16 protein-coding genes and 1 riboswitch are annotated in these 23,677 nt (G+C 39.5%); of the genes, 4 read left to right on the top strand and 12 right to left on the bottom strand.

The annotated features are described in order from the left end of the window. Positions 1-74 precede the first annotated feature (74 nt). Complete coding sequence (locus AACU95_RS14950) at positions 75-1,457, top strand: amino acid permease (protein ID WP_004248300.1); 1,383 nt, start codon at positions 75-77, stop codon at positions 1,455-1,457. Positions 1,458-1,557: 100 nt separating this feature from the next. Here the strand turns inward: AACU95_RS14950 and pagP are convergent, their stop codons facing one another. After that, positions 1,558-2,196: a lipid IV(A) palmitoyltransferase PagP gene (pagP, locus tag AACU95_RS14945; protein WP_004243456.1), complete on the bottom strand. Its 639-nt coding sequence runs from the start codon at positions 2,194-2,196 to the stop codon at positions 1,558-1,560. 617 nt (positions 2,197-2,813) lie between these two features. Beyond that, a complete protein-coding gene (locus AACU95_RS14940; protein ID WP_004243455.1) occupies positions 2,814-3,458 on the bottom strand; it encodes a hypothetical protein in 645 nt (214 codons plus the stop codon). Between the two features lie 320 nt (positions 3,459-3,778). Continuing rightward, a riboswitch (TPP riboswitch) is annotated at positions 3,779-3,867 on the top strand. A 50-nt stretch (positions 3,868-3,917) separates the two neighbouring features. Here AACU95_RS14940 and thiD point away from each other — a divergent pair. Continuing rightward, the gene (gene thiD, locus AACU95_RS14935; protein ID WP_004248297.1) at positions 3,918-4,715 is read left to right on the top strand and encodes a bifunctional hydroxymethylpyrimidine kinase/phosphomethylpyrimidine kinase; all 798 of its coding nucleotides are present in this window, start codon (positions 3,918-3,920) and stop codon (positions 4,713-4,715) included. A 53-nt stretch (positions 4,716-4,768) separates the two neighbouring features. On the opposite strand, the gene fbaB is transcribed toward thiD, so the two are convergent. The 8 genes from fbaB to AACU95_RS14895 form a co-directional block, all read right to left on the bottom strand. After that, on the bottom strand, positions 4,769-5,818 hold the full coding sequence (fbaB, locus tag AACU95_RS14930; RefSeq protein ID WP_004243453.1) for a class I fructose-bisphosphate aldolase: 1,050 nt from the start codon (positions 5,816-5,818) through the stop codon (positions 4,769-4,771). A gap of 49 nt (positions 5,819-5,867) precedes the next feature. Next, positions 5,868-6,761 carry a lipid kinase YegS gene (yegS, locus tag AACU95_RS14925; RefSeq protein ID WP_004243451.1) on the bottom strand — a complete coding sequence of 298 codons (894 nt, stop codon included), beginning with the start codon at positions 6,759-6,761 and terminating at the stop codon, positions 5,868-5,870. Between the two features lie 308 nt (positions 6,762-7,069). Continuing rightward, positions 7,070-8,449, bottom strand: a complete 1,380-nt coding sequence (gene trhP / locus AACU95_RS14920; RefSeq protein ID WP_126402830.1) for a prephenate-dependent tRNA uridine(34) hydroxylase TrhP — start codon at positions 8,447-8,449, stop codon at positions 7,070-7,072. 119 nt (positions 8,450-8,568) lie between these two features. Further along, positions 8,569-9,276: a two-component system response regulator BaeR gene (gene baeR / locus AACU95_RS14915; RefSeq protein WP_004243449.1), complete on the bottom strand. Its 708-nt coding sequence runs from the start codon at positions 9,274-9,276 to the stop codon at positions 8,569-8,571. Between the two features lie 65 nt (positions 9,277-9,341). Then, positions 9,342-10,718, bottom strand: coding sequence for a two-component system sensor histidine kinase BaeS (baeS, locus tag AACU95_RS14910; RefSeq protein WP_012368041.1), 1,377 nt, complete (start codon positions 10,716-10,718; stop codon positions 9,342-9,344). Beyond that, on the bottom strand, positions 10,715-13,798 hold the full coding sequence (gene mdtC / locus AACU95_RS14905; protein ID WP_049208074.1) for a multidrug efflux RND transporter permease subunit MdtC: 3,084 nt from the start codon (positions 13,796-13,798) through the stop codon (positions 10,715-10,717). Before mdtC ends, baeS begins: the two co-directional genes overlap by 4 nt. After that, the gene (locus AACU95_RS14900; protein ID WP_004243446.1) at positions 13,795-16,926 is read right to left on the bottom strand and encodes an MdtB/MuxB family multidrug efflux RND transporter permease subunit; all 3,132 of its coding nucleotides are present in this window, start codon (positions 16,924-16,926) and stop codon (positions 13,795-13,797) included. Before AACU95_RS14900 ends, mdtC begins: the two co-directional genes overlap by 4 nt. After that, positions 16,926-18,161, bottom strand: a complete 1,236-nt coding sequence (locus tag AACU95_RS14895; protein ID WP_004243444.1) for an MdtA/MuxA family multidrug efflux RND transporter periplasmic adaptor subunit — start codon at positions 18,159-18,161, stop codon at positions 16,926-16,928. Before AACU95_RS14895 ends, AACU95_RS14900 begins: the two co-directional genes overlap by 1 nt. 565 nt (positions 18,162-18,726) lie before the next feature. On the opposite strand from AACU95_RS14895, the gene dtpA reads away from it, so the two are divergent. Both dtpA and AACU95_RS14885 read left to right on the top strand, forming a co-directional pair. Beyond that, positions 18,727-20,193 (top strand): dipeptide/tripeptide permease DtpA, encoded by a 1,467-nt coding sequence (gene dtpA, locus AACU95_RS14890; protein WP_004243443.1) that lies wholly within the window; start codon positions 18,727-18,729, stop codon positions 20,191-20,193. Positions 20,194-20,378: 185 nt separating this feature from the next. After that, entirely contained in the window at positions 20,379-21,008 is a 630-nt protein-coding gene (locus tag AACU95_RS14885; RefSeq protein ID WP_004248294.1) for a helix-turn-helix domain-containing protein, read from the top strand. Positions 21,009-21,015: 7 nt separating this feature from the next. On the opposite strand, the gene AACU95_RS14880 is transcribed toward AACU95_RS14885, so the two are convergent. Both AACU95_RS14880 and AACU95_RS14875 read right to left on the bottom strand, forming a co-directional pair. After that, the gene (locus tag AACU95_RS14880; RefSeq protein ID WP_036895193.1) at positions 21,016-21,696 is read right to left on the bottom strand and encodes an RES domain-containing protein; all 681 of its coding nucleotides are present in this window, start codon (positions 21,694-21,696) and stop codon (positions 21,016-21,018) included. Positions 21,697-21,910: 214 nt separating this feature from the next. Beyond that, the gene (locus tag AACU95_RS14875; protein ID WP_004248292.1) at positions 21,911-23,284 is read right to left on the bottom strand and encodes an MFS transporter; all 1,374 of its coding nucleotides are present in this window, start codon (positions 23,282-23,284) and stop codon (positions 21,911-21,913) included. Positions 23,285-23,677 lie beyond the last annotated feature (393 nt).

Below are 23,677 nucleotides of genomic sequence, written 5' to 3'. Positions count from 1 at the left end.
ATGGTGGCTTGAAATAAACAAAATCGTAAACATTGATTTACACTTTTACCTGATAGATGAAGAAAAGAGGATGTATGGCGAAAGAGTCGCAACAAGCAGAATTAAAGCGCGGTCTTAAAAATCGACATATCCAGCTGATTGCGCTGGGTGGGGCTGTCGGCGCTGGTCTGTTTCTTGGTATCGCGCAAACCATTAATATGACTGGGCCATCAGTTATATTAGGCTATGCGATTGGTGGTTTTATTGCGTTTATGATCATGCGCCAACTTGGTGAAATGGTTGCCGAAGAGCCGGTTGCGGGTTCATTTAGTCACTTTGCCAATAAGTATTGGGGGCCATTTGCTGGCTTTTTATCAGGTTGGAACTACTGGGTTATGTTTATTCTGGTCGGTATGGCTGAATTAACCGCCGCAGGAAAATATATTAATTATTGGTTACCTGATATTCCGGTGTGGGTTTCGGTAGCGGTGTTTTTTGTTGCTATTAATTTAATTAACCTAATTAATGTCAGAATGTATGGTGAAACCGAGTTTTGGTTTGCCATTATAAAAGTTTTGGCGATCGTTGGTATGATTTTATTTGGTAGCTATTTATTGGTCAGTGGTAATGGTGGTCCGCAAGCTTCTGTGAGCAATTTATGGGAGCTAGGTTTCTTCCCTCATGGCTTTACTGGGTTTATGTCTGCATTAGCTATTGTGATGTTCTCATTTGGGGGACTTGAGCTGGTGGGGATCACCGCCGCAGAAGCAGAAAATCCTAAAGTAAGTATTCCCAAAGCAACTAACCAAGTTGTTTATCGTATTTTGATTTTCTATATTGGTTCATTGATTGTACTGCTTTCTCTTTATCCTTGGACCCAAGTGGTGAAAGGAGAAAGTCCTTTCGTACTTATTTTCCATAATTTAGATAATTTTGTTGTTGCCCATATTTTAAATGCGGTGGTTTTAACCGCGGCATTATCTGTCTATAACAGTGGCGTTTATTCTAATAGCCGGATGCTGTACGGTTTAGCCAAACAAGGCAATGCACCGCATTCATTATCTAAGGTTAATAAACGTGGTGTACCTGTTATTTCTTTGGGGTTATCTGCGATAGCCACATCACTCGGGATCTTGGTTAACTATTTACTCCCTGATCAAGCTTTAGAGCTATTAATGGCATTAGTGGTAACAACATTAGTGCTTAACTGGATCATGATCTGTTTAGCAAACTTAAAATTCCGTGCAGCTAAAATTAAAGAGGGTGTAGAGCCTTCATTTAAAGCACTTTGGTATCCTTATGGTAACTATCTGTGTTTAGCCTTTTTATGTATGATTTTGGTCATTATTCTAATGATGCCAAAAATTAATATTTCCGTTATTTTGATGCCATTTTGGGTAGGCTTGCTCTGGATAGGTTTTAAGATCTCAAGAACTAAAAAATCGCTGACAACCACACAAGCAAGGCAAGATAGTTAAATTATCTTGGCTAAGTTAGCCTAAGCGAAAGATAAGAAAAACGCGATATTAAAAAAGTGACTCTAAAAAGGGTCACTTTATTTTTTATTAGGGCAATCGATCACTGCCAACGTAACCAAGCAAATAAAACATTACCGTTATTATAGGTTCCTGGTACATAAGTCGCCTGTAATGATAAGTGTCCATAACCGACTGACACTAGCGGTAGAGGTAATGGCATAGGAATATAGTTATACTCATGACGAGCAGTCACACTTAAGGTAAAGCCCGCCCCCATGCGAAAACCCTCTCTATCTCCACCGGGATACCACATTTTTTCAAAACCATAGCCCATAATAGGTTGTACACGATTATTGGAATCCATAAAGGCCATAGCATATAAGCCATGCCAATCACCCTCATTATCATAACGATATTTACCCATACCAAATCCCCAAGGCGTTTCGTTATAACGATTGGTTTTTTCTTTATCGTAAGTAAAACGGTTATGCCAAGTCCATACCGGTAAATAGTAGTTATATTGGTCATTATCCCAAGTTTGGGTAAGATTACGTTTAAATTTTCCCCAATAGCTTTCCTCATTTTTTTCTGAGAAAGTGTTCTCTGCTGGCTGAGGTTTTTTTGTCGTAATAGTCTGAGGTGTGTTTTGCGTATTTTCAGAAGCAAAAGCAGGTGCTGTTAACGTAACTGAAAACAGTGTAGCTGCTAATAGGCTAGAGTGAAAATAGGTAGATGACATATATAACTCCGAATACGGCATTGCGGTGGTTCTGGTAATGTTAAAAAAATTTGTGCCATAGTGTTATTTAATTAGTGAAATATTCAGATAAGAGCTATCCGAAATTGAACTATTTTAATAACATTATATTTAATTTCAAATGGTTACAAAGAGATGTATCTCGGTTACTCCCATTTAAAAGATAATTATTTATAGTATTAGTTAATATAATTGAGGATTTATTAAGCTTAATAATGATACATAATTTATTAGATTTTAGAATAAAACAAACTAAGTAAGATAATAACGATTAAATATTATCTAAAAAACATTATAACATAATATAACGATTACATATCCATCGGTTTTTTTATCGCATATTGAAATATTAATATAACGTTAATAATGAATAGTGTTTGTTATATGCGCAAAATTGCAAAGGAGCAGGATAATAGAGTAATTAATAATGAGAGTTAAATAAAAAAAGCAAAAAACGAAGATGTGTTTATAAAGTGTTTAAGTTTTATGGCTGCTGGATAAAGTGATCACTTCACTATAGCACCCCTAAAGAAGGGGTAAATCTGTGAGTTATGAGTAACGAGGGGAAAACCCACAGATTTTAAGAAAAAACCGTTTAATTATTGAGATAACGGTTCTTTACTAATAACTAATAGTCGATGAGTATGAATATCGCGATCTTTTTCCCAGCAAAACGCATCCCATTTATTATAAAAGTCTTCCACACTATCAATTAAATGTAATGGTCGATCCATTTCAGTGCCATCTGAAGCATAAATATAATATCCTTCACTAAAAGCCCATAAAATCATATCAATCCAAAAACCTTTACCATCAGAGGTTTGTTCCTCATCAGTCACAACAATATTGTGTACTTTTAATAGGTTATAAAAGAAAGTGCGGGGTAAATCTCTTATTACATTGCGATGTTTAGGAAGGCGAGAACGCCATACTTTTATTTGAGTACATGTTGTTTGTCCATAAACGATATCTTGTCGAAATCTTAGTTCAACTAAATAGGCTGTTTCGCTTTCTTTATTAGTAGTAATAAGTCTATATTGATCTCTATGAACAGCTTTAACTAACCGATAGCCCGTAGGAATTTCAAAACCGTCTAAAGAAATATCTTTTACCCCTTGGGTTATAAATTGTATTGTATGTTCAATATTTTTGGCTGGTAGTTTTAATTTCGCATTAAAATCTGCATCAGGAATAAGATAAGGCATTGATTGTCCATTTTGTTGTTGCGATGGTTCATTTTTCATTTAGCCCCTCCGCATATCAGTGGTGGTCAAGAAATGCATTATAAATACCTCATTTAGCAGATTATATATCGATTGTCGTTAAAACGAGCAAAATATTTTATTTTATGCTTATCATTGTTTTATGATGAGAATATATATTCAAGATTGATAGCTAATAAAATATAAATCATCGATCCTGCCTCTATTATAGACAAGCTAGATTAATTTATCTTCTAAAATAGAAAAGTTAACTTAAAGCACGTTAAGTGAGCTGATAAAGGTTGTCATTATCTAGCTTCTTTATCTTCTGCATGCGATACTCTTGTGGCTTATATCATATAAGCTTTGGCTCGGGGCGCCTATTGGCTGAGATGAACCCGTATAACCTGATCTGGATAATGCCAGCGTAGGGAAGTCAAGGTCACTGTGCTGATTAACAGAGCCCGACTTTTCTGTAACTGGTAAAGGAGGAGTTAATCAGTGAGATATAACGCATTGTCTATCGCCGGCACCGATCCGAGTGGTGGGGCAGGGATACAGGCTGATCTGAAAACATTTTCCGCACTGGGTGTATATGGCACAACAGTCATGACTGCACTGGTAGCGCAAAATACCTGTGGTGTACACTCTGTCTATGATTTATCCCCTGATTTTGTCGCAGCACAATTAGATGCGGTACTTTCTGATGTCAGAATAGATAGCGCTAAAATTGGTATGCTTTCTAATGCCAGTATTATTGATGTCGTTTGCGATAAACTGCAACAATATCCCATTCCTTTTGTCGTACTTGATACTGTTATGCTTGCCAAAAGTGGCGATCCACTGTTACAACCTGATGCTATTGATAAAATGTTCACTCAGTTATTACCCCGCGTTGATTTGATCACGCCAAATCTGCCTGAGGCGGCAGCACTATTAGGTTGTGATATCGCGACAGATGAAACAACTATGAAACAACAAGGTGAAGCATTACTTTATCAAGGTTGTCAGGCGGTATTGATGAAAGGGGGCCATTTAAGCGAGAAAGAAAGTCCTGATTGGTTATTGACCCAAGATGGGCAATGGCGATTTACTTCACCGCGCATCAATACAAAAAATACTCACGGTACGGGATGCACACTTTCAGCCGCTTTAGCTGCTATTCGTCCTCAAGTTTCTGATTGGCAAAGTTGTGTTGAACAAGCAAAAGCCTATTTACAGCAAGCGTTAGAACAGGCAGACAGTTTAGAGGTGGGACAAGGTTTCGGCCCTGTACATCATTTTCATCGCTGGTGGTGATATCAAAAAGCCCCTATTAAAGGGGCTTCAATGCGTAATTTAATCGTAAAAAATTAAGCAATAGTCACAGATTTATCTAAATAGACATCTTGTACGGCATTAATTAGAGCAACACCGTCTTTCATGGATTTCTTAAAGGCTTTACGACCTAAGATAAGCCCCATGCCCCCAGCACGTTTATTAATGACTGCAGTACGTACTGCATCAGCAAGATCGTTATTACCCGATGCTCCACCTGAGTTAATTAATCCTGCACGTCCCATATAGCAGTTAGCTAATTGGTAACGCACTAAATCAATGGGGTTTTCGCTCGTCAGTTTAGTGTAAACACGCTCATCAGTATGACCAAAACCAATCGCTTTAAAGCCACCGTTATTTTCAGCCATTTTCTGTTTAACAATATCGGCACCAATGGTTGATGCTAAATGGTTGGCTTGACCTGTTAAATCAGCACTTGCATGGTAATCAACCCCATCTTTCTTAAAGGCTGGATTACGTAAATATGCCCATAATACGGTAACCATGCCTAATTCATGGGCACGTTCAAATGCCATCGAGATCTCTTCGATTTGGCGGCGGCTTTCTGGAGAACCAAAATAGATAGTCGCACCTACAGCAACAGCGCCCATTTCAAAGGCTTGTTCAACACTGGCATACAGCGTTTGGTCGTATTGAGTTGGATAGCTTAATGTTTCGTTATGATTAAGTTTTACCAAAAATGGGATTTTGTGTGCATAACGACGAGAAACAGAAGCCAGAACACCATAGGTGGAAGCAACACAGTTACATCCGGCTTCAATCGCAAGCTCAACAATATTTTTGGGATCAAAATAGAGTGGGTTCGCGGCAAATGAGGCAGCGGCAGAGTGTTCAACACCCTGATCGACAGGTAAAATAGAAAGATAACCCGTTCCTGCTAAACGACCATGGTTAAACAGGGTTTGCATAGAACGCAATACGGTATTAGGGCGATTGTTATCAATCATCACACGATCAACAAAGTCAGAACCTGGCAGGTAGAGATTTTCGCTTGGGATGGTTTGGCAGCGATGTTCCAATAATGAGTTAGCATCAGCACCTAACAAACTTACTATATCAGTCATTACTTACTCCAGTTCACGATGAGATGATAGTGATTGTCATTTATCTACATTAAGATAACAAGTCACATTGGGGCGGTAACCGGCAGTGGATCGCTTCAGGTAGTACAATAAATTCAAATTTATCCCCTAAAAGGGGTTCACCATCTAAATTAAATACCATTTCATGAGCCGCACTAATAGTGACCCAATCACTTTCTCGCTCAATAATTTTGTCATTTTTCTTACGATCGAACAGACTGGTTAATAGAGAAGGAAGCAATTCACGGGCTTCAACAAGGGTAATATTGAGTTTATTGTCATTAATCAGTGCTTCGGGGCAAAGTTGTTGTCCACCTCCCGCTTGGCGTCCATTACCAATACCGATAATTAAAGCTTCACCTTTCCAATGAAAATTTTCAGCTTCAACGGTGCATTGATCCGCTTTTAAGGTATCAATACGCAATAAACCATTAATAAAATATGCAGCACCACCTAAGGCGGATTTTAGTGCTTCAGGGGTTTCAGTGGTGATCTTGGTGCCAAAGCCACCTGAGGCCATATTGATAAAGTAATGTGTTTTGTTCACATTAATAATATCGACAGGAACGGCGCGACCTTTAATCGCTAAACTGAGCGCTTTGTCCATCTCTAATGGGATTTGTGCACTGGTGGCAAAATCATTTGCAGTCCCTAAAGGGATAATGCCTAACGCGGGGGGCGAAGAGGGGGCTAAACGAACCAGCTCAGAGGCGACATTGTTGATCGTACCATCACCCCCTGCAGCGATAATGGTTTGCGCTTGAATATGTAGTGCTTCTTGCACAAAGCGTTGAATATCACTTGATTCCCATGTCACTCTGACTTGGATATCATTACCTTCCTTGCGTTGTTGATAAACCGCTTGTCGCAGAGCCTCATTGCCTGAGTTTTTTCCATTGATAATCAGCAAACTGATTTGGCCCATCAATATGACTCCTTAATTAATATGACTTATTTAAAGATAATGGATATTAGGCGAATTACCATTTTTTTTACAAAGTATCACCAAAGCCAAAAGCAATTTACGTTACTCAAAAAATAATAATAAAAATAGCGGGGGATAAAAAAAGAAAAGGCAAATCCAAGGGAGATTGGATTTGCCAAGGAGGTGGTTCCTAGTCTTACTGTATTCATTCTAGTTCTTTATTTTTCGAAATAGATAATACGGCAAATGAATAGGTATTGATGTGATCTATCTTTGAAATTGACCACATCAAATCAGATAATGATGATTTACTTCACTTCTACCGCATCAATTTTATGAGGTTGACGGGTTGTCGTTCCTGGCAGATTACGAATAAGCAGTGCAAAGTTTAAATCAACATCGTCAGGAACAGGTAAATAAACCACATGGCCATTACCCGGAGCGACATCTGTCGGCTGTTGTTTTTTATTAAATAACGCATGTAAAATGAATTGAATATTTCCTGTTGGTGTCATTAGCTCTAAGCTATCACCTAAGATAAATTTATTTTTAACATCCACTTCAGCTAAACCGTTAACACGTTTACCTGTAAATTCCCCTACAAACTGTTGTGTATCTGATACCGAATAGCCGTATTCATAGGTTTGGTAGGCATCATGGGTATGGCGACGTAAAAAACCTTCGGTATAACCGCGGTGTGCCAAACCTTCTAGCGTTGTCAGCAGTGTTGGATCGAAAGGCTTACCTGCAACAGCATCATCAATAGCACGGCGATACATCTGTGCTGTGCGTGCGCAATAATAGAAAGATTTAGTACGACCTTCAATTTTCAGTGAATGTACACCCATCTTAGTTAACTGCTCAACGTGTTCGATAGCGCGCAGATCTTTTGAGTTCATAATATAAGTACCGTGTTCATCTTCGAACGCCGTCATATATTCACCCGGACGTTTAGCTTCTTCAATTAAGAACACTTTATCAGTGGGGGCACCTACACCTAACGTTGGCTCAACATTTTTTACCGGGATAGGTTGGTACTTCTCGACGATATTCCCCACTTCATCTTCTTTGCCTTCTTCAACTTTGTATTCCCAACGGCAGGCATTTGTGCATGTACCTTGGTTTGGATCACGTTTATTGATATAGCCTGATAATAAGCAACGACCCGAATAAGCCATACACAAGGCCCCGTGAACGAAGACTTCAAGCTCCATATCAGGGACTTGTTTACGAATTTCTGCAATTTCGTCAATAGATAGCTCACGAGAAAGAATAACGCGAGTTAAGCCCATTTGACGCCAGAATTTTACGGTAGCCCAGTTAACGGCGTTAGCTTGTACTGAAAGGTGGATATCCATTTCAGGAAAAGCTTCACGCACCATCATGATCAAACCCGGATCAGACATAATCAGCGCATCAGGCCCCATATCAATAACTGGTTTTAAGTCACGGATAAAGGTTTTTAATTTTGCATTATGGGGGGCGATGTTAACCACAACATAGAAGCGTTTACCTAATTCATGCGCTTCTTGTATTCCTTTAGCAAGGTTTTCGTGATTAAACTCATTATTACGTACGCGTAAACTATAGCGAGGCTGACCTGCATAGACCGCGTCTGCGCCATAAGCGAATGCATAGCGCATATTTTTTAATGAGCCTGCAGGAGAGAGCAATTCGGGTGTAAACATGATTAATTTCCTGGTTCTGATTTCAAGTCAGTCCCCTACACAAAAGGTAAGGGTATATCATAAAGGGGAGGATTCTAGCGCTTAACTGTAGCGAGGTTCAATGTATTCCTGAAAAAATATCATCGAAAACGATAGGCTGCGGTTTCCCAACGATAGCCTTGTCCATAAATTGAACGAATAAATTCAATTTGATCGTTAAGTTGCTCAAGTTTGCGTCGTAAGTTTTTTATATGGCTATCAATAGTACGGTCGGTTACGATGCGATAATCATCATACAGATGATCCATTAACTGGTCACGGCTTAACACTTTGCCCGGTTGTGTAGCTAATGCTTTAATAAGACGAAATTCAGCGGTAGTTAAATCAAGAATTTTATTATGATATTGAATTTGGTAAGCCTGCTCATCAATAATAACTAAGGCGCTATTTTGCACAATATCCTGTGGCCGATAATAGCGACGCAATAATGTTTTTACACGGGCAACCACTTCTCGAGGGCTATAAGGTTTGCAAATATAATCATCAGCACCAATTTCCAACCCTAATAGTCGGTCTACTTCTTCTGTTTTTGCGGTGACCATAATAATAGGAATATCGGAGAACTGACGTAACTCTTTGCATAGGGTAATGCCATCTTTACCCGGTAGCATCAGATCAAGCAGGACTAAATCGTAATGAGATTGTTTGATATGTTGTATAACCTCAGTACCATCTGCCAGCCACTGCGTTTGATAATCAGATGCTTGAAGATAATCAATAAGTAATTGTGCCAATTTCGGCTCATCTTCAACGATTAAAATTGAATATGTAGATGTGGTCGTGGTCATTGTCTATATGGCTCAATAGTTATCAATTAGGACAATAATATTCAGTATAATCAATAGAGCAAAATTTAATTATCTTCAGAATAGACAGGTAATACGATAAGTATTTTTACTCCACCGATAGCGGATGGCATAGCCATGATTTTACCATTATGAGCTTCGACAATATTTTCGCAAATCGCAAGCCCCAAACCAGAGCCGCCGCTGGAACGATTACGAGAGCTTTCAGCCCGATAAAAACGTTGGAATACCGCTTCATATTGTGCTTTATCTAGCCCCGGGGCACTATCTTCCCACACAATCAACACATTATTATGTTCTCTTTTGCTACTAATATGCAATTGACCACCAGAATTGGTATAACGAACACTGTTTTCTAATAGATTATGAAAAAGTTGGATCAACCTATCCGGATCAGCTTGAACAATCAGTTTGACGTTATCATCTAAATCAGTCTGTAAAGCAATCTCTTTGGCTTGATAAATATGCCGATAAGAGGCGACAGCTAACAAAATAATTTCATTAATATCAATAAAATCCTTACGATAGGTCAAAGAGCCTCTATCAGATAATGATAACTGATGTAGATCGTTTACCAGTTTAGTTAAATTTGTTACTTCAAAGAGTAATGAATTTAACGTTTCTGCAGTTGGCTTTCTTACACCATCTTGTAACGCTTCAAGCTCTCCTTTTAAGATAGCCAATGGCGTACGTAACTCATGGGAGATATCTGCCATATAATCACGGCGAATTTGCTCATTTTTTTCCAGTGTACTGGCAAGTTGATTAAAATCCGTTGCTAGCTGGCTGATTTCATCTTTATTGGTTGGGGTCACGCGAACAGCAAAATCGCCAGCGGCTAATTTATGGGTTGCCTCCACTAATCGCTTTACTGGGCGGATCATGCTGCGTGACAGTATTAACGTAATTAATAGCGCAAAAAGCACCGTTAAGCCGGCAATGATCCAACTGGTGCGTAACTGTTGCTTATCAAAGCTAATATCTGCTTCGTTGCTGATTTTATCCGCTGCACTGACAATCACCCAGCCGACAATTTCATCATGGTAAGTAATAGGTTTTTTAAAGGTTTCTGCGGGAAATTGATTATCATGGCCAAATAAGCGTTTCATCTGTTTATCGACGATCCAAAACTGAGTACGCCATCCTCGAGGGGCAGGGCCTTCACCACTTTGACTTATTTGGTCAATGGTTCGTAGTATCTGATAAATAGAGCGATCATCTCGATTGAGAAAACGCCAATCTCCGGTTAATTGATATTGATCGCTTAACGCTTCGGCTAACAAGGTTGCCCGCTGTTCACTGTTCTTCTTGATATAGCCAATAAAACCCTGCTGGAAGCTACTACGAATACCGATATGCATAGCAAATACCACTATCATGCAAGTCGCGAAGATCACCAAAAATAGCTTACTTCTTAATTTCATGCATTTGCCTCTTTTTTGTTATGGCGTCGCTGTTGCCAACGTTGGCGAACACCATCAAAAAACAGATAGATAATCGGAGTGGTATATAGGGTTAATAATTGGCTCATAAGTAAGCCACCCACAATGGTAATGCCTAATGGCTGCCTTAATTCCGCACCATCACCACTACTTAACATCAGAGGTAAAGCGCCAAAGAGCGCGGCTAAGGTGGTCATAATAATAGGGCGGAAACGCAATAAACTGGCTTGAATAATCGCTTCTTGAGCGGATAGTTTTCCTTCTCGTTGAGCCGTAATCGCAAAATCCACCATAATAATGGCATTTTTCTTCACAATACCAATTAACAACATAATGCCAATAAGAGCAATTAAGCTAAAGGGGGTATCAAACAAGCGCAGTGCTAATAATGCGCCAACACCGGCAGAAGGCAATGTGGATAAAATAGTCAATGGATGAATATAGCTCTCATAAAGCACACCAAGGACAATATAGACGGTGACAATAGCCGCTAAGATCAAGATAAGCTGTGACTTAATGGTTTCTTGAAAAATTTGCGCTGTACCCGCAAAGGTGCCTCGTACCGTGTTAGGTACACCTAACTCTGTCATGGTTCGCTCAATGGCGTTAATGGCATCAGATAAGGTATAGCCCTCTGGCACATTAAAAGCGATGGTAGAGGCGGCAGACAACCCTTGGTGATTAACACTTAAAGGTGCATTAGCGGGATACCAACTGGCAAATGCAGATAATGGAATACGTTCACCTTGTGTATTCATCACATACATTTTATCCAGTGCAGAAACATCTTGCGTATATTGTTCAGACACTTCCATCACGACTTTATACTGATTTAGCGGGGCATAAATGGTAGAGATCTGCCGCTGCCCAAAGGCGTTATTCAATAAATTATTGGCATCACTGACATTAATGCCTAATTGCGACATAGTATCGCGATCATAAGTGAGTGCCATTTCGGCACCTTTATCTTCTTTATCTGAGTTGACATCAACCAGCTCAGGTAATTCGCCTAACGCTTTACGTATTAATGGCTCCCATTTACGTAATTCACTTAAATCATCAGCGAGTAAAGTAAACTGATAACTGGCATTAGCTTGGCGTCCTCCAGCACGTACATCTTGTACAGGCATTAAAAATAGTGTTGCACCGGGTTCATTAGCCAGTTTGATACGAAGGCGATTGATCACTTGATTTGCACTATCTGTGCGCTCTGAGAGCGGATTAAGTGAAATAAACATAAATCCACTATTAATACGTCCTCCCCCCGTAAATCCCGTGACGCTATCAACATCTTTATCTGCATTAATCTCCTGCATAAAACGGGTCATTTTTTCTTTCATCGATTGGAATGAAATACTTTGGTCTGCACGTACAAATCCCATTAAACGACCGGTATCTTGATCTGGAAAAAAGGTTTTCGGCGCACTGATATATAAATAAGCATTCAGTCCTAAGGTGGTAATAAAAATAGCCATGATCCAGCGTTTATGCCGTAATGCCGCTTGTAGTGTGACACTGTAACCTTGTTGTAAGCGAAAAATTAACTTACCAAATCCGCGTAAATGTGACTGTGCTTTGGGTTTTATGCCTTTTAATAAATGGGCACACATCATTGGGGTTAATGTTAAGGAGACAAATAAAGAGATCCCAATCGCGGTGGTTAAGGTAATGGCAAACTCTTTAAAAAGTCGTCCGACAAGGCCATCCATCAACAAGAGAGGAATAAATACCGCCACCAATGAAATACTCATTGAAAGTACCGTAAAGCCCACTTCGCTAACTCCTTTTAGGGCGGCTTGTTTAGGTTTTAAGCCATTTTCGATATGGCGAGAGATATTTTCGAGTACGACAATCGCATCATCCACGACAAAGCCGGTTGCAACCGTTAATGCCATTAATGATAGATTGTTTAAGCTAAAGCCACATAAATACATGGCTGAAAAAGTACCAATTAATGAAACGGGTACGGCAACAGCGGGGATCAAGGTAGCACGCCCTGAACGTAGAAATAAGAATACCACTAAAATAACCAGTGCCACGGCAATCGCTAATGCGCGTTCAACTTCTGCTAACGAGGCACGAATAGTGGGGGTTCTATCTTGAGCTACCTTTAAATTGACACTGGCAGGGAGTAGCTCACGTAATTCGGGGAGTTCATCACGAATGCGGTTGACAGTTTCGATGATATTGGCGCCTGCTTCACGGCGAATAACCAGTAAAATAGCCGGTTCACCACCACTCATTCCTGCCGCCCGTGCGTTTTGTACAGAGTCTGTTACTTGGGCAACATCACTTAAACGCACGATAGCATCTTGATTATAATGCACAATAATTGGGCGATAATCTTGAGCTTTGCTTAACTCATCGTTAGTTTGTATCTGCCAACGATTTTCATCATTATAAATAAAGCCTTGTGGTCTTCTTACATTGGATTGACTAATGGCTTTGCGTACATCATCAAGACTGACATTTTGATTAAATAGCGCATCAGGATTGAGTGCAACACGCACAGCCGGCAGTGAACCCCCCCCTACGGAAACTTCACTCACTCCTTCAATTTGCGAGATTTTTTGTGCCAAGCGTGTTGATGCGAGATCATAAAGCTCACCGGTATTTTGTGTTTCAGAGGTCAGCGTTAAGATCATAATCGGTGCATCAGAAGGATTTGATTTGTAATAACGCGGGCGACTTGGCATCCCTGAAGGTAATAGGCTTTGTGAGGCATTTAACGCAGCCTGTACATCTCTAGCTGCGGTATTAATATCTTTATTTAAGTCAAAAACTAATGTGATACTGGTACTACCTAAAGCACTACTTGACGTCATCTCATCAATCCCCGCAATACGCCCTAAGGAGCGTTCAAGGGGAGTGGCAACAGAAGAAGCCATCGTTTCAGGTGATGCCCCCGGTAATGAGGCATAAATATTAATGACCGGATAATCAACTTGTGGCAGTGGTGCGACAGGCAACAACATAAAACCTAATGCACCACAAAGAGAAATGGCTAGGCTAAGTAGTGTAGTAGCAACAGGGCGTTGAATAAATAGAGCAAACAGCTTCATGACACCGCTCCATTATCATGTTCAACGCGTTTATGGCGATTAAGGTAAAGTGATAACTTATCAAACAGCAAATAGATAACAGGGGTGGTAAATAAGGTGAGTATTTGACTCATAATTAAGCCTCCCACCATACATACACCTAATGGTTGGCGTAATTCAGCCCCTACGCCAGTGCTTAGCATTAAAGGTAATGCACCTAATAACGCAGCCATAGTGGTCATTAAAATAGGGCGAAAACGTAGCAGACAAGCTTGATAAATTGCTTCGTAAGGAGATAGTCCTTGTTCTCTTTCAGCGGCCAGTGCGAAATCGATCATCATGATGGCATTTTTCTTAACAATACCAATCAACAAAATGATGCCAATAATCGCAATAATATCTAGCTCATTACCGGCTGCCATCAGTGCCAATAATGCACCGACACCTGCAGTAGGTAGGGTAGATAAAATAGTAATTGGGTGAATAAAACTTTCGTATAACACGCCTAATACAATATACATAGCAACGATGGCCGCAATGATAAGCCACAGCGTGCTGGAAAGGGCGCTTTCAAAAGCTAATGTAGCCCCTTGAAACTGTGTCGTAATATCTTTTGGCATCGCAATTTGCTCTTCTGCTTGCTTAACGGCATTAACAGCAGCTTCAAGAGATGCGTCTTTAGCGACATTAAATGAGAATGTGGTAGCAGGAAATTGCTCTTGGTGATTGATAGATAAAGGCGCGAGACGTTGCTCCACAGAGGCAATAGATAAGAGTGGCACCATAGCACCCTCTTTGCCGGTTAAATGAACTGCAGAAAGTGCCTGTAGTCCTTCACTATTGTGCATATTTTGTTCTAAGACAACACGATACTGATTTGCTTGGGTGTAAATCGTTGAAATAAGTCGCTGTCCAAAGGCATTATACAGCGCATTATCAATGGCACTCATTGAGATCCCTAAGCGACTGGCTGAATCTCTATCTACATTGATATAGGCCATCATCCCATCAGCTTGCCAATCACTGCTGATGTCGGTAAGTTCCGGACTCTCTTGTAGTGCCTGTGATAATTTAGGCACCCAATAGGCAAGCTCATCGAGCGAGGTTGCTTGCAAGGTAAATTGATATTGAGTACGGGAAACTTGTGTATCAATAGTTAAGTCTTGTGTGGGTTGTAAATAGAGTGTAATACCTGCAATAGACGCGACTCGTGCTTGTAAACGAGGAATAATTTCATCAATACGTGAATCACGTTGATCGAGGGGTTTTAAGGTAATTTGCAAGCGACCTGTATTGAGGGTGGCATTACTGCCATCGATACCCACAAAGCTCGCAATATTTTCAACAGCCGGATCGTCAATCAGTTTCTCAACCACTTGTTGCTGTTTTTCAACCATCGCTTGATAAGAAATGGATTGTGAGGTTTCTATTGTACCTTGTAGTAACCCATTATCTTGTAAAGGGAAAAAGCCTTTAGGGATAAATAGATAGAGCAAAACTGTTAATGCTAATGTACTGAGGGCAACACCTAATGTTATCCATTGATGATTTAATACACGTTTTAACCAAACCGCATACACGGCGATCATCTTTTCAAAAAAGCGCTCACAAGCCATTTCAAAACGATTGTGCTTAATTTGACTTTCTGGTTTAAGTAAGCGTGCGCACATCATCGGCGTTAAGGTTAAAGAGACTACCGCGGAAATTAAAATCGCCACGGCTAAGGTAATGGCAAACTCTCTAAATAAACGACCAACAATATCTCCCATAAATAACAGAGGGATCAGTACGGCAATTAAAGAAAAAGTCAGTGAGATAATAGTAAAGCCGATTTCTCCCGCCCCTTTTAAGGCTGCGGTTAACGGCTTATCTCCTCGCTCTAGATAACGGGAGATATTTTCTATCACCACAATGGCGTCATCAACCACAAAGCCTGTCGCAATGGTAAGTGCCATTAAGGTGAGGTTATTGACAGAAAAACCGCAAAAATACATCACCGCAAAAGTACCCACTAAGGAGAGGGGGACGGCAATGCTAGGAATAAGAGTGGCAACACCATTACGTAAAAATAGATAGATAACCATGACCACAAGTGCAATCGCCAAGCCCAGTTCAAACTGGACATCTTTCACTGATGCCCGAATAGTCGTGGTTCTATCGGTTAAGATCTCAACATTTACCGACTTAGGCAAATTAGACACTAAATCCGGTAATAAATTACGAATATTATCCGTTGTTTCAATAACATTAACACCCGGTTGGCGTTGCACATTGATAATAATGGCTTGTTGATTATTGGCCCAAGCACCAAGCTGGTTATTTTCTGGGGCTTGTTCAATGGTGGCAATATCGGCAAGGCGGATGGGGGCGCCATTTTTATAGCTAACAATCAGTTTGCGATAATCATCTAATGATTTCATTTGATCGTTGGCGGATAATGTTACCGAGCGAGTGGGGCCATCAAGGCTACCTTTGGCAGAGTTAACATTGGCATTATTAATAGCCACGCGGATTGTTTCACTATCTAACCCATAAGAGGCGGCTGCTTGGGCATTCAATTTTACGCGCACAGCAGGGCGTTGTCCGCCGGCTAAAGAGACTAAACCAACGCCGTTAACTTGCGATATTTTCTGCGATATTCGCGTTTCTACCATATCCTGTAGCTGTGTCATCGGCAATACAGAGCTGGTGACGGCTAAGGTTAACACTGGCGGATCAGCCGGATTTACTTTGCTGTAAATGGGCGGATAAGGTAAATCAGTAGGTAATAAGTTAGTTGCTGCATTAATGGCCGCTTGTACTTCTTGCTCTGCGACATCTAACGGTAATGTGAGTTGGAACATCAGTGTAATGACTGATGCCCCACCTGAACTTTGTGAGGACATCTGTTTTAAGCCTGACATCTGTCCAAATTGACGCTCTAACGGTGCTGTTACCGCAGAGGTCATCACCTCGGGGTTTGCCCCAGGATAGAGTGTGACGACTTGAATGGTCGGATAATCAACTTCAGGTAATGCCGACACTGGCAGCATACGATAACCGACAATTCCTGCTAATAAAATCGCGACCATAAACAGCGTTGTTGCCACTGGACGTAAAATAAATAAACGAGATGGTCCACCACCTGTAGCGGGGATTTTTTCGCTCATTATGCTTTCTCCGCAACAACGGGATCAGTGGTTTTAGCTTTAGGTGCCAGCGGTGTTACAATCTCGACTTTGGCACCTTGCGTTAATCTATCCACACCATCGGTGACAACACGTTGATTAGCGGATAACCCTGAGGCAATGACAACTTTATCTGCATTTTGTGATGCAACCTCAACAGCGAGTTTGCTGACTTTGTTTTCCTCATCAACAACCCAAACAAAGTGTCCTTCATTTCCCATTTGTAATGCTGCATTGGGGATCACTACCGCTTTTTCTAATGTAGTGACATATAAACGAATATTGACAAATTGATTGGGAAATAGCGTACTTTCTTGTTGAGGAAAACGGGCTTTTAATTTGATAGTCCCTGTAGTGGCATCAATTTGATTATCAACACTAAATAGAGTCCCTTGTGCTAATTCAATTTTATTATTTCTGTCTAATGCAATAACAGGTAATGTAGGGCTATTTTTACGGGCTAAGATAACCTGTGATAGATCTTGCTCTGGTAATGTAAAGAGTACATCAACAGGATCCATCTGGTTAATAACGACAATTGGCGTAGATGAGCCACCAGAAATATAGTTACCGACATCAACCTGCTTTAATCCCACCCGTCCTGAAATAGGGGCCGTTATTTTGCTATAGGTTAATTGTAATTGTGCATTATTAATTGCTGCTTTATCGATACTAATACTGGCTTCAGACTGTTTGACTAAAGCCGCTTGGTTGTCTAATTCTTGTTGTGAAACCAAATGGGTCTTTGCCAGTTTTTGGTAGCGAGCTAAATCAAGGCGCGCATTTGCCAGTGTGGCCTGATCTTTTGCCAATTGCCCTTTAGCTTGCGCTAATTGCACTTCAAAAGGACGTGGGTCGATTTCTGCTAACAAATCGCCTTGATTCACTTGTTGGCCTTCGGTGAAATGCAACGCCATTAATTGCCCTTCCACACGGCTTGTCACGGTCACACTATTGACGGCTTTCACTGTACCTAAAGCAGTTAAAAATTGCGGCACATCTTCTTGTGCAGATGTCGCCACTTGTACAGGAGGCATCGGTGGTCGTCTTGAGCCAGCTGTACTTCTATTTGGTGTATTCGCAGTAGGGGTATCTTTACTCACAGGAGGTGCGCTGTTGTTTGAAGAGTATTGCCAATAGGCGATAGCGCCAGCGATAACAATAAGCAGGGTGATAATAAGAGAAAATCTTTTTTTGGTCTTTTTGTTGTTATTCATTGCGTTGGTGATCCTACTGACAACTCGCTAATTGAGAAAAAATGAAATGACACAATCAATTATGACATTCTACCTATTTCTTTAGGGGTAAAAATGGAGGAAATATGAAAATTGAGTCAAGGAATGTGTTTATTGATTATATTCTAATCAGTTGTTGTCACTTAGCAATAATATGCTGGGGTTATCTCTTTTTTATAAAGAGAAAAAACGATTTCTAGCTAGCTATCTCGGCGCACTTTATTTTTATATAGTAATGATGAATAAACCAGCATAAAATAAATGATTAATAATCAGTGAGTTATTTTGTTTGTTGATTTTTTGAACGCATAACTATTTTGTACAAATGGCGTCAACTATGATAAAACGCAATAATTAGTTATAATTCTTAGATAATTATTCTTTCCGGTGATAGAATGCCAACCTTGTTTTTCTCTGTATTGAACTCTTTGTTAAGAATAACAATTCAGTATGAATAACACCGCGCTTTAACTCTGTCTTGAATCACAATGTTTTTGGTAAAAGCAGCCCAAAAATAAGGGCATAATAGAATAACTAGAGGTTTTTAGTGTCAACTGCAAACACACCTGAAGATGAACAGAAACCGAGTCTGAATGCGTTTAAACAGCCTCGTGCATTTTATCTCATCTTCTCAATCGAATTATGGGAACGTTTTGGATATTACGGCTTACAAGGGATCATGGCCGTTTATCTGGTTAAAATGCTGGGTATGAGTGAGGCGGAAGCTATTACTGTTTTTGCCGCATTTACCGCATTAGTTTATGGCTTTGTGGCAATTGGTGGCTGGCTTGGCGATAAAATTCTCGGGACAAAAAGGGTTATTGTCCTAGGGGCTATTGTGCTGGCAATTGGTTATGCCATGGTTGCTTTCTCCGATCATGATAAGGATATGATTTACTGGGGATTAGCTACTATTGCGGTGGGTAATGGTTTATTTAAAGCCAACCCTTCCTCTTTATTAGCCACCTGTTATGAGAAAGATGATCCACAATTAGATGGTGCATTTACCATGTACTATATGTCGATTAATGTGGGATCATTTTTATCCATGTTAGCGACACCATGGTTAGCGGCGAATTATGGTTGGGATGTCGCTTTCGCATTAAGTGTGGTGGGGATGTTGATCACACTGGCAAACTTTATGCTATGTCGCGGTTGGATCAAAGATAAAGGCTCTAGGCCTGACTTTGAGCCACTAAACTACCTGAAACTGTTATTAACGCTGGTGGGGATTGTTGCTTTAACGGCAGTATCAACGTGGTTATTACATAATAATGAAGTGGCAACATGGTCTTTAGCGATTATTTCATTAGGTATTATCCTGATTTTTGCCCGTGAAACTTTTATGATGAAAGGGGTTGCACGGCGTAAAATGATCGTCGCTTTCTTACTGATGGTGGAAGCCGTGGTATTTTTTGTTCTTTATGATCAAATGCCAACATCATTAAACTTTTTTGCGATCCATAATGTTGAACACGCTATTTTAGGCTTTAGTGTTGAGCCAGAGCAATTTCAATCACTTAACCCATTTTGGATCATGCTAGCTAGTCCATTATTGGCTGCTATATATAACTTTATGGGTGATAAATTACCCATGCCTTATAAATTCACAGTGGGAATGTTTTTGAGTGCAACTGCATTCTTAGTATTACCATTGGGGGCGAGTATGGCAAATGAAGCCGGTATCGTTTCATCATGGTGGCTTGTTGCCAGTTATGGCTTTCAAAGTATTGGTGAGCTGATGATCTCAGGATTAGGTCTTGCGATGGTGGCCCAACTAGTGCCACAGCGTTTAATGGGCTTTATTATGGGTGCATGGTTCTTAACATCTGCGGCAGCTGCAATTATTGCTGGTAAAGTGGCAAGCTTAATGGCCGTTCCTGAAGACGTACAAAATGCACACGCATCATTAGAAATTTATAGCAGTGTATTTTTACAAATAGGTATCGTAACAGGTGTTATTGCACTGTTAATGCTATTTACTGCCCCTATGCTGAGTAAAATGACACAGTAATATGTGAAATTTATTGTCAGACAATAAAAGGATGCTCTAGGGCATCCTTTTTTATATCTATTTAAAAATAAAGTTAATTTTAACAAAAAATATCTATAGTACATTGATAATGTTGTTTTTTATTTATACTTGTTTTATACACTTTACTCACTATATAATGAATAAAATGTAAAAGAGAGGTGGGTATGAACAGCGTAATACAAAAACGAACATCACAACAATTATCGGTAGAGAGAGTGGCTGTTCTAGAAAGAATGACTGTTCTTACAAAAGAATTGGTTAATGAATTAGCAGAGAAGAAAAGTTTAGCAAGTGCTTTAAAAATGAGTGATAACGAATTGGCTCAGTTAATTTTTGAAACTCAACTGATACGTTCGTCTGCAATTTCACCAAGAGAACAACGTAAAATAGCCCGTTTAAACGAAGGCGCTATTAAGTTTTCTGAACGGCTAAAAGAGCTTGGAGGCACATGTAGAGCTAGCCAAGCTGCAGCTATTTTGGGAGTAAAACGTCAAACGATTAATAATCGGTTAAAGGCTAATAAACTATTAGCGGTTAAAGTGGGAGGAGAATATCGATTACCTATTTTTCAATTTGATGGTAATCGATTAGTGGATGGATTAGATGAGATCTTAATTTTATTGGATAGTTTAAGCTCAACAACAAAAGTATCATTTTTAACGAGTATGTATTTTTTTGAGGATGAACAAGATATTAATGTTATTGATGCGCTTAAAAAATATGGACGCATGAGTGAACAAATGCAAGAAATTATTCATCAAGCTAAACTTTTTGGAAAACATATTTCAAACTAATAAAAATCTACTCATTATCGTTGATCTTAAAATGTAATGTTTCAGTAATGATCTCAAGTCCTGTTATGTCTTGATAGGGCCAATTTTGCGGAAAATTTTCTTTTTTACAATCTGTGTATAAATCAAGGGAGCAGTGAGAAATATCAACAAGAGGAGGGATAATATGTTTTCTACACCAAAAGGCTGTACACATTCCATAGTAATGCCTTGAAGAGTAGGCTATACCATCATAATCAAGCCCTGGAGTATTGGCTGCCCAATCAACAATATTCTGAGTAATGTCATAACTTTTCCCCATGACTTGGTCTGCAGTGATATGCAATATGCCCTGTAACTTTGGTATATCAATAAGTTTTGTTTTACGTGTAGTTGCAAGTGTGTATATCTGAGCTTTTTTTAGATCACTAAGACCTAAAATAAAAGCCTTATTATGTTGATAGTGACGTCCTAATGATTCAGCAATAGCTACAACTGCATAATCAGCGGTATAGCATATTCCCGTTATGCCTGTTGGATCATTGTAGCGACCCATTTCTAATGGATCTGTAGGTGCAAAATAGTGCACTCCTGACGTGTAATGTTTCCATTGCCATCTTTTTTGCTGGTTTTCCTCTTGGATTTTATAGGGGATATGACCTTCGGCTTCTAATTGTGCCAATTCTTTATGCAAATTTTTTTTGTTAACCATTTAGCTTTAAGCACTCCCTGCGATATAAAAATATTCTTTAACAGGGTAAAGAGCAAATTGTGTATTATCAATTGATTGATATATAACAAGATTAAATTCAGATAAACTACAATGATTAGATTAATTATATTTATGCAACAACACCACCTATTAGGGTGGTGTTGTTGTGAATAATAAATTCTAAGGAGAGTAAAATATTTCTTGCTAGCAACGATTAACTAGCGACTTTATCAACTTGCAACGCTATCTCTTTTTCCCGTGAGCTGGTGTTTACCGCGATCCAGCCTTTATAAGCTAAAGGTAAGAATGCGATAACAATGGCTAATGCAGAAACAGCTGCAACATAATAAGCTCCTGCCATTGCCGTTTTTTCCAACCAAGCGCCCGTTAACATTGGCGTTAAGCCACCAAATACGGCATAGGCCATATTATAAGCAAAAGAGAGGCCAGAAAAACGAATTGAAGGAGGAAATGCTCTAGTACTCACAATTGGGGTTGTGGCAATTGCACCGACAAAAAAGCCCATCAAACCATAGTTAAATGCTAATTGGATACCAGACATATTGGCATCTAAGCTTCCATAAAAATGGAATGCAGTAACAATTAATCCACCCCATGATAAGGTCATGGATGCACGGGTTCCTAATTTATCACCCAACCAGCCCCAGAAGATACATCCTAAGGTCAGCGTTAAGGTGGCAACACAGTTCGCTTCTAACGATGTTGTTCTGTCTATTTTGTAGATCCCTTCAACAATGACACTGGGTGTCATCAAAATAGTAACAACAATAGCTGTAGATAAAGACCATGTTAATGCTGCAGTAATTAAGCAGGCTTGTTTATGGTTTTTGATAACCGAAACCACCGGCATTTCTTGTGCTAAGGCTTTTTTAGCCGCCATCTCTTTAAAGATAGGTGTTTCTTGTAAAAAACGACGTAAATAAACCGAGATCAAGCCAAATATACCACCTAAAATAAAGGGAATTCGCCATGCAAAATCATTCACTTCTTGAGCGCTATAGCTGCGTTGTACAATAATAGCGACGATAGAGCCTAATAAGATGCCACCAGTAATACCGGATGTTAAGGTACCCACCCCTAAGCCATAACGCTGTTTCGGGGTGTGTTCGGCAATAAATACCCAAGCCCCGGGCATTTCACCACCGATAGCCGCCCCTTGCATAATACGCATCAATAACAGTAATAACGGTGCAGCCACACCGATGCTGGCATAGGTAGGTAATAAGCCAATCACCAAAGTAGGTACAGCCATTAAAAAGATACTTAAGGTAAACATACGTTTACGGCCGATAATATCGCCATAGTGAGCCATAATGATGCCACCTAAAGGACGAGCAAGATAACCGGCAGCAAAAATACCTAATGTCTGCATCTGAGCGATAAAAGCGTTATCACCAGGAAAGAATAAATGGCTCAATGTTTTCGTAAAGAACACGAAGATCACGAAATCATAGAACTCCAATGTTCCTCCTAGTGAGGATAAACCCAACGTTTTATAGTCGTTGCGGTTTAAAGGTCTTGCCGTAGGTTGACTCAACGGCTGAGTGGAGTGTGATTGTGATGTCATAATAACAACCTATATTAATCATCGTGATAAAAAAGAGTAAATAACCAAACCATCAATAAAATTCTTAAAAAAGTTGATCACAAAGGTGGCAATAAATAACGTTAAAAAGTTATTTATCGTCTTTTATACAAGAAAGAATAATATTGTAATGATGTAAATAGTTATATCAGGAAGCTCTTTATGAAGTAAAGAGCATAAAATAAAACAATTTGATAAGTTGTCATTGTGAGCATCTGTAGTTTTTAATGCTAAGTTTTGTTTGTTTTGTGATTTTTAGGACGGTTTTTATTTTCTTGTGTAGTTTTTTAATAAAATTAGAGGTTTTGTTCTTACCTTTATTTTCATTTATTAGTTATGGTTAAAAAAACGATTTATTGAATATCATTTCAATTT

This window comes from Proteus sp. G4415 (assembly GCF_963896075.1).
In the GTDB taxonomy this organism is placed as follows: domain Bacteria; phylum Pseudomonadota; class Gammaproteobacteria; order Enterobacterales; family Enterobacteriaceae; genus Proteus; species Proteus mirabilis.
This window is presented reverse-complemented; position numbering and strand designations above follow the sequence as displayed.

What these genes read in the sequence shown, in the direction of transcription:
- AACU95_RS14940 (WP_004243455.1), bottom strand. Translation starts at nt 3,458, where the DNA reads ATGAAAAATGAACCATCGCAACAACAAAATGGACAATCAATGCCTTAT.
- mdtC (WP_049208074.1), bottom strand. Translation starts at nt 13,798, where the DNA reads ATGAAGCTGTTTGCTCTATTTATTCAACGCCCTGTTGCTACTACACTA.
- baeS (WP_012368041.1), bottom strand. Translation starts at nt 10,718, where the DNA reads ATGAAATTAAGAAGTAAGCTATTTTTGGTGATCTTCGCGACTTGCATG.
- AACU95_RS14900 (WP_004243446.1), bottom strand. Translation starts at nt 16,926, where the DNA reads ATGAGCGAAAAAATCCCCGCTACAGGTGGTGGACCATCTCGTTTATTT.
- trhP (WP_126402830.1), bottom strand. Translation starts at nt 8,449, where the DNA reads ATGTTTACACCCGAATTGCTCTCTCCTGCAGGCTCATTAAAAAATATG.
- AACU95_RS14880 (WP_036895193.1), bottom strand. Translation starts at nt 21,696, where the DNA reads ATGGTTAACAAAAAAAATTTGCATAAAGAATTGGCACAATTAGAAGCC.
- yegS (WP_004243451.1), bottom strand. Translation starts at nt 6,761, where the DNA reads ATGGGCCAAATCAGTTTGCTGATTATCAATGGAAAAAACTCAGGCAAT.
- baeR (WP_004243449.1), bottom strand. Translation starts at nt 9,276, where the DNA reads ATGACCACGACCACATCTACATATTCAATTTTAATCGTTGAAGATGAG.
- AACU95_RS14885 (WP_004248294.1), top strand. Translation starts at nt 20,379, where the DNA reads ATGAACAGCGTAATACAAAAACGAACATCACAACAATTATCGGTAGAG.
- fbaB (WP_004243453.1), bottom strand. Translation starts at nt 5,818, where the DNA reads ATGACTGATATAGTAAGTTTGTTAGGTGCTGATGCTAACTCATTATTG.
- AACU95_RS14950 (WP_004248300.1), top strand. Translation starts at nt 75, where the DNA reads ATGGCGAAAGAGTCGCAACAAGCAGAATTAAAGCGCGGTCTTAAAAAT.
- AACU95_RS14895 (WP_004243444.1), bottom strand. Translation starts at nt 18,161, where the DNA reads ATGAATAACAACAAAAAGACCAAAAAAAGATTTTCTCTTATTATCACC.
- AACU95_RS14875 (WP_004248292.1), bottom strand. Translation starts at nt 23,284, where the DNA reads ATGACATCACAATCACACTCCACTCAGCCGTTGAGTCAACCTACGGCA.
- pagP (WP_004243456.1), bottom strand. Translation starts at nt 2,196, where the DNA reads ATGTCATCTACCTATTTTCACTCTAGCCTATTAGCAGCTACACTGTTT.